This window comes from Streptomyces sp. NPDC111802 (assembly GCF_055634335.1).
Genome location: NZ_JBVKCZ010000105.1, coordinates 1 through 8810 on the forward strand (window position 1 = coordinate 1; position 8810 = coordinate 8810).

The following is an 8810-nucleotide window of genomic DNA, read 5'->3' on the forward strand; positions in this document are numbered from 1 at the left end:
ATCAAGAAGGCACCGCATCTCCTGCGTGGATTCCTCGCCGGAACAAAGCTGGCATTGCTGGAGTGACCGTCAAGCGCTGGGATAAAGATCAGTAGAGCACGCATGCTTCACCGTGCACTGTCGGCTGCGTAGACCCCGGCACGTCCACCCGGGTATGGATCACGGGCGACCATCCCTGCGCGATGATGTCGCGCATCATCGCCAGCCCCGAGCGGACCTGAGGGAAGCCGGCGTCCCGGGCAACGGTCAGGGCAGGGCGCCGATGCAGGCGGCCTGGTCCACGATCACCAGCACAACTGCCGAACTTCGCGGCCGGCTTGTCGAAGACGGCCCGCAACTTCGTTCGGTGTGAGGTAGGGGCTTGTCGAGGACCTTCGTGCCGACCGAGCTCGTACCCGTGGTGGGTGCCACGCGGGTCCACAGCCCGGCGCGTCCGGCACCTGCAAGCCGAAGCGCGCGAGCCGACGGACGAGCTCCTCCAGCTCGTCCGCCAACAGGGGCCAGAACTACCGAAGTTACTCGGCGGCGGTCCGATTACCGCCGTTCAGATCTTGGTCAGCTGGTCGCACCCGGGCCGTTCCGTTTCGAGGCGGCCTTCGCGTCCTTCGCCCGCATCGCCCCGATCCCGGCCTCCTCCTGCCTGACCAACAAGCACCGACTCAACGGGGAGGAGACCGCCAGCTGAATCGAGCGATGCACACAATCACCCTGATCAGGATGCGGCTGGATCCCGCCACGAAGACGTACGTCGCCCGCCGCGTCAGCGAGGGAAAGAGCTCCCGCGACGCGCAGCGATGCCTCAGACGCAACGTCTGCCGCCAGATCTTCAAGATCCTCGAACGAACGAATCAGCCGAACGCGGAAGCGCTCCCTCGAGTGGCTTGACACGACATAGCAGCCTCGGAGGAGCTCGGTGGCACGCATCAGCTGCGGCATCTGCAGTCCGGCCGGACGAGTGCCTGAGCTCCGCGCAGACTGCTTCCGCGTGCTCTCGTGCCGCATCACCCCGCTGCCTGGAGCGGGTCAGAACTATTCGCCCTGCTGGAGTTTCGCCAGCTCCTCGTCCACGGCGCCCCCCCGGCATTGGCGATCTCCTCGCAGGCGGCCCGGAACGGTCGACGTTGTGGTGCACGGTGCCCGCGTTCGTTCCCGAAGAACCGGCGTGCCCTCAGCAACGGCACGATCCTGTTCAAGAGCGGCCGCGAAGCGCTGGCAGGCGTCGACCAGGCACTCCCCGCCACCGGTGCCGCTCGGGCCACCAGCTGGCCACCCACCGGTACTCCTCGATCGTGTTGTTCAGCTGAAAACGACCCCTTATAGGCCTCAGCAAAGGCATCGGACGCGACGGTGGGTGATCAGGCAGGTGACGAGGCCGACGAAGACGGCGTTCTGACAGGTCCGGGTGTCCAGGTTCGCTATCGAGTTGTGATGTCAGCCTTGGTACCTGTATGTGTCGTAGGCAAGGAGGTATTGGAAGACGTGGAGTCGGGCAGCTGGGCGAACGGGGGCTCCAGCGTCTCCCCGTTCTGCCGCAACATCAGTGTCCTTACGACGCGCTCGGCGGCCAGCCCGTCGTCGAATTCGCAGAACCGTGCCCGAAAGCCGGCCCGCAGCCGCGCCGACTCCCCGTCCCGCCAGGTCCCGGACGCGAACAGCCATGCCAACTCCCGGTACGAACGCGACACATGACCCGGCGCGTCCGCCGTGATGTCGAAGTAGGCGCCCCGGCTCGCCGTGTACGCCCCCCAGTCGTCGGCGTGGACGACGATCGGCCGGTCCAGGTTGGCGTAGTCGAACAGCAGGGCCGAGTAGTCCGTGACCAGCACATCGGCGGCCAGCATCACGTCCTCGACGCGCGGCTCGTCCGTCGCGTCGATCAGCACGCCCCGCCGGTGCAGGTCCGCCAGGCCCATCCCGCGTGCCGTGCCCTTCGCCAGCGACGGATGCAGCCGTACGACGAGGGTGTGGTCCGTGCCGAGGTCCCGGGCGAACCGGGCCAGGTCGATCCGGTCGACGTGGCCGTCCCTGCGGTACTCGCGACGGGTCGGCGCGTACAGCACGACGGTGTGTCCCGCGGGCACACCGAGCCGCGCCCGGGCCGCCGCCCCGGCCTGCGGACCGGCATTGACCAGCACGTCGTTGCGCGGGCTCCCCGTCCGCACCGACCTGAAGTGACACGGGTACGCCCGCTCCCACACCAGTTCCGAGTGCCGGTTGGCCACCAGGCTGTAGTCCCAGCGGTCCGCCCGCCGCAGCATCCTCGGCACGTCGAAGCCGTGCCGGGCGCCGGGCTTGGTCAGCAGGTCGGCCGCCATGTACTTCAGCGGGGTGCCCTGGTGGGTGTGGATGTGGACGCTGCCGGGCCGCTTGGCCAGGGCGCCCGACCAGTTGACGTTGTTGATGAAGTACTTGGCTCGTCCGGTGACTTGACGGTAGGCGGCGGAGTCGAGAAGTACGGCCTCGATGCCTTCCGGCAGTAACTCCGCCTGCCTCCTGTCGCGCACCACCCACACCCCCCGGATGTGCGGGGCGATCTCCCGCGCCTTGTGGTAAATCGCCGCGGGATCACCGATTACCCCTCTGTGCGAGAATGCCGAGTACACAGCGAGGTTCGGATCCAGTGACCGCCGCATGGCGACCGCCGACTGCCCCCGCTCGACCCTCCGACCCGCCGTCCGCCGCACCTGTTGTGCCCGGCGCTCGAGCTCGCGACCCACCCGAACCGTCTGTTGCTTGGCCCGATATGCGGCGTAGCTTCCTTCCAGTAACTTGAGGTTTCCGGAGATGGATGTCCCCTGCGGCTTGTGTTCGCGGAACATCTCGGCGGTGCGGCGGAAGAACTCACCCTTGTCGGACGGTGCCAACCGGTCCGGCTTTGAAAGGATGTCCAAACAGTGCTTGCCCATTTTGGCGTGCAGGTATGGACGCCAGCTCGCCAGCTCTGCCCGTGAATCGACAAACGCGAAGACCCGCTCGTATTGGGCGTGGATATCGAAGTGTTTGCGGCTGGTCGTAGAGAGAATGTTGCCCTGTCGGCGCTGGCGGTAGTTCAGGCAGATGCGGTCGAGTGTCGCGATCCGCCGAGCGCTGAGCATGACCGGGAACGTCCAGGGCGTGTCCTCGTAGTAGCCCGGCGGGAAAGTGAAGCCCTCACGCGCGATGAAGTCACGCCGGTAGACCTTGTTCCAAACCACCATTAACAGGTCGAGGATTTCCGGGTGTTCGGCAACGGTGAAGGTGCCGTACCCCGTCTCAGCCAGCACGCGCGCCAGCACGTTCCGCCGCGTTCCGCCCCACCAGTACGCGCGCACATAGTCGAAGACCAGCACATCCGGATCGGATGTGTCCGCCAGCCGGTCGGCCATCGCACGCAGTGCGCCCGGGGTGAGGGTGTCATCGCTGTCGAGGAAGAAGAGGTAGTCACCGGTGGCGTGCGGCATTCCTGCGTTCCGGGCCCGCCCAAGGCCGATATTCTCCGGCAGGTGCAGCACGCGAATGCGAGGGTCGCGGTCTGCGTACTCGTCGAGGATCGCGCCGCAGCCGTCCGGCGAACGGTCGTCGACAGCGATCACCTCGAAGTCGGCGTACGACTGCCCGAGCACCGAGTCCAGGCACTCCCGCAGAAAGCCCTGCACCTTGAACACAGGGATGATGATGCTGAAACGGGTCATCCTGCTTTCTCCTTGGTAATCGTATTACTCAGCCATGACTGTCCCGGCCCTGCTGGCCCGTCGGCCTTGCGATTGTCAGTAGGGAGGGGGCGGGCAGGACAGGCGGGGCATGCGAGCGCCCGAGTGGAGAAACGTCGGTAAGAGGCTTCAGGTTCGTTACGTCGTCCGCAGGGACTATAAAGAAGATGGTGCAACCGGTCATAGGATGAGTGCGCTTGTGACCGGCGAAAGCACGGCAAGAGTCCTGTAGTCGAACTTGCTCCGGACAACGTTGGGTGACGGGTTCGCCGAAGCGGTTCTTTGGGCTCTGGCCCGGTCACCGAGAGTTTGCACCTGCGCGGGTCGCCTGAGCATCCCCACGATGGAACATGCCGCGGCTGTCCTGCCCGCGCGGGCGTTCTCTGCCCAAGAGCTGGATTGCGATCAAGGCGTGAAAGCAGCGAACGCAGTGTGGCGTCAATTCGCCTTCAGCGCGGCGTCGTACACCGGCATGCTCTGGGTGCTCCAGGAGCCCGGTCGCAGCGACCGGACTGGGCCTGCGCCGCCATGAGCTGGAGGACGGGGAAGGAAGGTGGGCCGACCAGGTACCGAGGGCGGAATGGTCCATTGCTCAATGGTTGATCCGTGACGAAGTAAAGGGTGTGGATCATTGGCCGAACTCTGGTTGGCATGGGCGAAGAACAACGTGCGGAGCAGTGAATCGCGCGAAAAGCTCGCAGTGTTAGGAGACAGGGCATGAGGAGAGGGTCGTATCCCACCGTCGGGCTTTTGGCTACGGTGGGTGGTCTCATTCTGTATCTCCCGGGCGTAGCCGGTGCTACCGCCGGCGCGCAGTCGGCAAACTTGTTAGCCACAACGCTCGTGAACAAGACGGGTACTACCATCACGGTCACCGCTGGGGTCGGGCGTGGCAACACCATCACGGTCTGGCAGTCCGGCAACACCATCAGGATCAGGGACACCGGCGACACCATCGCCCCGTCCGGCGGCTGTACTGCCGTCAACTCGGTCGAAGTTGCCTGTACGGCCGCCGGTACCACTGAACTCGTGGTCCACGCCGGAGACCAGGACGACAACGTCACCTCCTCGCTGACTGCCCTCGGTGTCACTCTGCTTGGCGGCGCGGGCAACGACAACCTTGTGGGCGGGTCCGCCAACGACACCCTCGAAGGTGACGAGGGATCCGATTTCCTCTCCGGCGGCGCCGGCAACAACACCCTCATCGGGGGAACCGGCGCGGACAGGATCTTCGGCGGTGTCGGCAACGACTCCATCGAGGGACGCGACGGCTCTGACGTCATCAACGGCAACCTCGGCAACGACGTCATAGACGGCGGCCCGGGCAACGAGCAGATCGTCGCAGGCCCTGGCAACGACTACGCCGACGGCGGTCGGGGCCGCGACACGATCAACGCGGTCGACGACATCAGCGGCAATGACTACGTCGAAGGCGGTTCTGAAGCGGACGACTGTCGCGCCGATTTGGGCGACTACGTAAGCGGATGCCCCTGATGAGCGGATATGAGAGACCGGCCGACGCCGATACGGAGAGATGTTTCGAAAGGCGGACACTGATGACAGCCCGACACATCTGCACCATGGCCGTGGCCATCGGCGCACTCATTTCGGCGCCGCTGGCCGGCGCATCTGCCGCGGGAGAAGTACAGCCCAGAGACGGAATGCTCGTCGGCGACACCCGCGTTGAGAAGATGGGCGACAGCCTGGTCATCACGGCCGACGACGGGGTGGCGAACGACATCACCATCCGGCGGCGGGGCAACGTCGTCGTAGTAACAGACTCGGGGGACACTGTCGAGGCCGTGGATCCTTGTCGGCTGACATCTCCACACACCGCAGAGTGCGCGCTTCCCATTACGTCGATCCGGGTCATCGCCAAGGACGCCGACGACGCCATCACCGTCTCTCCGAATCTGGAGGCCGCAGGGACATTGGTCGGTGGTGCGGGTGACGACCACCTCAACGGCGGTCCGCACGCCGACCGGCTGGTCGGTGACGACCTGGCCACCACCGGCCTGCGGGCCACTCCCGGCAACGACACCATCAACGGTGGCCCGGGCAACGACACCATTTCCGGGCTGGCCGGAAACGACACCATCAATGGCAATGCCGGCAACGACACCCTCAACGGCGACGACGGTAACGACACCCTCAATGGTGAGCAGGGCAACGACACCATAACTGGGGGGTCGGGCAACGATACGCACAAGGGCAGCGAAGGCAACGACACCCTCAACGCCATGGACAGCGTATTCGCCAATGACAGCCTCGACGGCGGCCTGGGCTACGACAGCTGCAACCGCGACACCGGCGACATGGCCATCAACTGCCCCTGAGTACCCGCCCCTCCCCGGCAGACAGGCCGAATGACAGGAAAAGCGATGTCGGCCCACGCTTCCGCGAAGCCCGACACCGCGACTGCGTCTGAATCTGGACTCTCTCGTTGTCTTCGCCCCTTGGGTGTCGGCGTGTGCGTGGCGGTGAGAAGCTTCAGCACGCCGACACCTTGGACCTTCTGCCATGGGTGAGCCGGTACGGTGGCCCGACCTGATCCGCACGCGTCCCACCGCACACTTCACTGCTCTGGGTGAGGAGGAAGGTGGTGGTTTGGGTCAGGCAGTTGGGGACAGGCCTCGATGCCGACCGGCTCGGCCAGGCCGCCTGGGCAAGCCTGGAGGCACCCACGACGTGGAGCAGAAGCTTCGGCGTGCCTGTTTCTCCTCTCTGTCTTCGCGAGCTGGTACCTGCAGTGACTGAAGCGACTGGGGTTTCGATATCCGGAAGGCTCTTGGTCCTGCGCGGTGGAGTAGCAGGTCACAGGTCCAGAGCGGGGCAGCGTGACGTGGGGGTTGAGGGGCGCGGGGGCCAGGGACGGCGCGCTGCTCTGTCGGCGACCGGCACGCCAGGCAACGCGAGGCTCAGCCACCGATGCCCCAGGCAGGAGCGGCGGCCGATCACTCCGGCCAAGCAGCGGCGCGAGGTTCTCGGCCAACCGGAGAAGCGGGAAAATTGGTCACGCGCGGCGTCATAGTGTCCCCATTGGGACATCTTTTCCTTCAGGGATGAGACGCGGTGCTCTCGTCTTCACCTCCGCAAGGTCCTGTACCCGTCATTCCCTGTTCCTGGTGAGGGGTACAGGACCCGGGGACGGCGGTGATGGTCTGGCGTCCCTTGCTATACGTCAGATGGTCACTGCGGGCGCGGTCTGTGCTGCCCATGTCGTCGGCGGAGGCGGTCCCCGCGTGGTGTCGCATCCACCTCGTGGAAACAGGATCGCACAGAAGCGGGCTGTCCCGACTGCTGCGTTCGGGACAGCCCGGTTTCCCGGTGGCGATGTTGTAGGCGGGCGCCTGGACTGAGGTTCCCCCGGCGTGCGGGAGGTGCTGATCAGCTGGTCAGGGCGGGTTGACGGGGTTTCAGGTTCGTTCGTTCGGCCGTTGCCTGGTCGGCGTAGTGCTTCTCCTCGAACTCGATCGGGCTGAGGTAGCCGAGCCGCTTCTGGATGCGCCGGGAGTTATAGAAGCCGTCGATGTACTCGAACAGCGCGAGATTCGCCTCGGCCCGGGTGGCGAAGACGCGGCCGCGGATGCACTCCGTCTTGATGATCATCCACAGGTTCTCCGCGAGAGCGTTGTCGTAGCTGTCTCCGACCGAGCCCATGGATGCTTCAACTCCCGCTCGCAGAAGTCGAGTTGTGAGCTTCACGGACGTGTATTGACAGCCGTGATCCGCATGGTGGATCAGCTTGCCCGGTTCGACTTCCCGGCTCGCGAGCGCGTACTCGAGGGTGGTCAGGACCAGGTCGGCGTCCGCGCGGGCGGAGGTCTCCCAGGCGACCACCCGGCGGGAGAACGCGTCCCGGATCGCCGAGAGCCACAAGGGCCCCTCACCGGTGGCGATCATGGTGAGGTCGGTGACCCACAGCCGGTTCGGCGCCGGTGCGGTGAAATCCCGCTCGACCAGGTCCGGGGCGAGCGTGGCCGTGGGGTCACGGCGCGTGAAGCTGCCCCGGCGGGGACTGATCCCGGCGATCTCGGCCTCGCGCATCAACCGCTCGACCCGTTTGCGGCCCACGTGGACGCCCTCGCGCTTGAGCACGGCGTGCACACGCGGCGAGCCGTAGATCCCGCCCGAGTCGGCGTGGATCTCCTTGATCTGCTCGGTGAGTTCCACGTCGCGGCGTCGGCGTTCGCACGGCTCGCGCTCGGCACGACGCCAGCGGTAGTACGTCGAGGAGGCGATGGAAAGTTCCCGGAGTACGCACTCGACCCCCAGGTGCGGGTGCTCGTCAACGAGCGCCGTCACCTGGGCCGGGTCGGGTCGAGCTGCGCCGCGAAAAAAGCCGAGGCCGTCCGCAGCACCTCGTTGGCCCGCTTGAGCTGGACGTTCTCCTTGCGCAGCGCGGCGAGCTCCGCTCGCTCGTCGGTGGTCAGCCGGTCGTCGCGCTCGCCGGCGTCCGCCTCGGCCTGGCGGATCCAGCCGCGCAGGGCCTCCGGATGCACTCCGAGATCGACCGCGAGCTTCTTGATCTGCGGCTTCGGGTCGGCGGTGCGGTACATCCGTACCGCACGCTCACGCAACTCCAGCGAATACTTTCTGGGGGCGGCCATGGTCGATGTTCCTCTCATGAGAACCATCTGACCCTCTGTCAACACACTCCGCATCTCGGGGGAACCTCAATACGACCAATGGGGGTAGCCGGTTGGCTGGTCCGGCGCGGCGCCTGGGAGTGCTGAAGCGAACAACTTCCGGCACCATCAGGAACAGGAACATTTGTGGGTCTGTACGCCAAGGACCTGACCTCGATTCTTCACTTGCGGTGTGACGCCGGTCGGCTCGGTGGTTTGCCCGTAATATCCCCTGCCGTGCGAGGATGGGCCGTCGCGTGACGCTGCGGGGCGTCGGGTTCCACGGGCCCGAGGGTGCTGCGGGTTCCCTCCTCTCCGGTGTCGTTGGGATGGTGGCTGTCCGTCAGGTGAGGGACGGGAGTTGGGTGGCCCGCTGCCAGGCGGTGGTGAACGCCGGCGCCCTGGGCCCAGGGCCGGGAAGTTAGGCACTTCCGGCGTCGGTCAAGTCCGTGAGCGGGCCTCCTGGTTGTCCGGTTGAGCCGGATAGCGAACG

5 protein-coding genes and 1 pseudogene are annotated in these 8810 nt (G+C 65.9%); 2 read left to right on the top strand and 4 right to left on the bottom strand.

Features of this window, described 5'->3' with window-relative positions:
* Window positions 1–190: 190 nt before the first annotated feature.
* Window positions 191–381: pseudogene (locus ACZ7NC_RS43320) on the bottom strand (IS110-like element IS110 family transposase); the annotation flags it as partial.
* A 1034-nt stretch (window positions 382–1415) separates the two neighbouring features.
* Window positions 1416–3671: a bifunctional glycosyltransferase/CDP-glycerol:glycerophosphate glycerophosphotransferase gene (locus ACZ7NC_RS43325; RefSeq protein WP_471497490.1), complete on the bottom strand. Its 2256-nt coding sequence runs from the start codon at window positions 3669–3671 to the stop codon at window positions 1416–1418.
* A 735-nt stretch (window positions 3672–4406) separates the two neighbouring features.
* Between ACZ7NC_RS43325 and ACZ7NC_RS43330 the strand changes: the two genes are divergently transcribed.
* Together ACZ7NC_RS43330 and ACZ7NC_RS43335 are read left to right on the top strand one after the other, a co-directional pair.
* Window positions 4407–5183: a calcium-binding protein gene (locus ACZ7NC_RS43330; protein WP_471497492.1), complete on the top strand. Its 777-nt coding sequence runs from the start codon at window positions 4407–4409 to the stop codon at window positions 5181–5183.
* A gap of 86 nt (window positions 5184–5269) precedes the next feature.
* Window positions 5270–6025, top strand: a complete 756-nt coding sequence (locus ACZ7NC_RS43335; RefSeq protein WP_471497494.1) for a calcium-binding protein — start codon at window positions 5270–5272, stop codon at window positions 6023–6025.
* 1051 nt (window positions 6026–7076) lie between these two features.
* On the opposite strand, the gene ACZ7NC_RS43340 is transcribed toward ACZ7NC_RS43335, so the two are convergent.
* Together ACZ7NC_RS43340 and ACZ7NC_RS43345 are read right to left on the bottom strand one after the other, a co-directional pair.
* Window positions 7077–7994 (bottom strand): IS3 family transposase, encoded by a 918-nt coding sequence (locus ACZ7NC_RS43340; RefSeq protein WP_471497496.1) that lies wholly within the window; start codon window positions 7992–7994, stop codon window positions 7077–7079.
* Complete coding sequence (locus ACZ7NC_RS43345) at window positions 7991–8299, bottom strand: transposase (protein WP_181802966.1); 309 nt, start codon at window positions 8297–8299, stop codon at window positions 7991–7993. The genes ACZ7NC_RS43340 and ACZ7NC_RS43345 overlap by 4 nt, the downstream gene beginning before the upstream one ends.
* Between the last annotated feature and the right edge of the window lie 511 nt (window positions 8300–8810).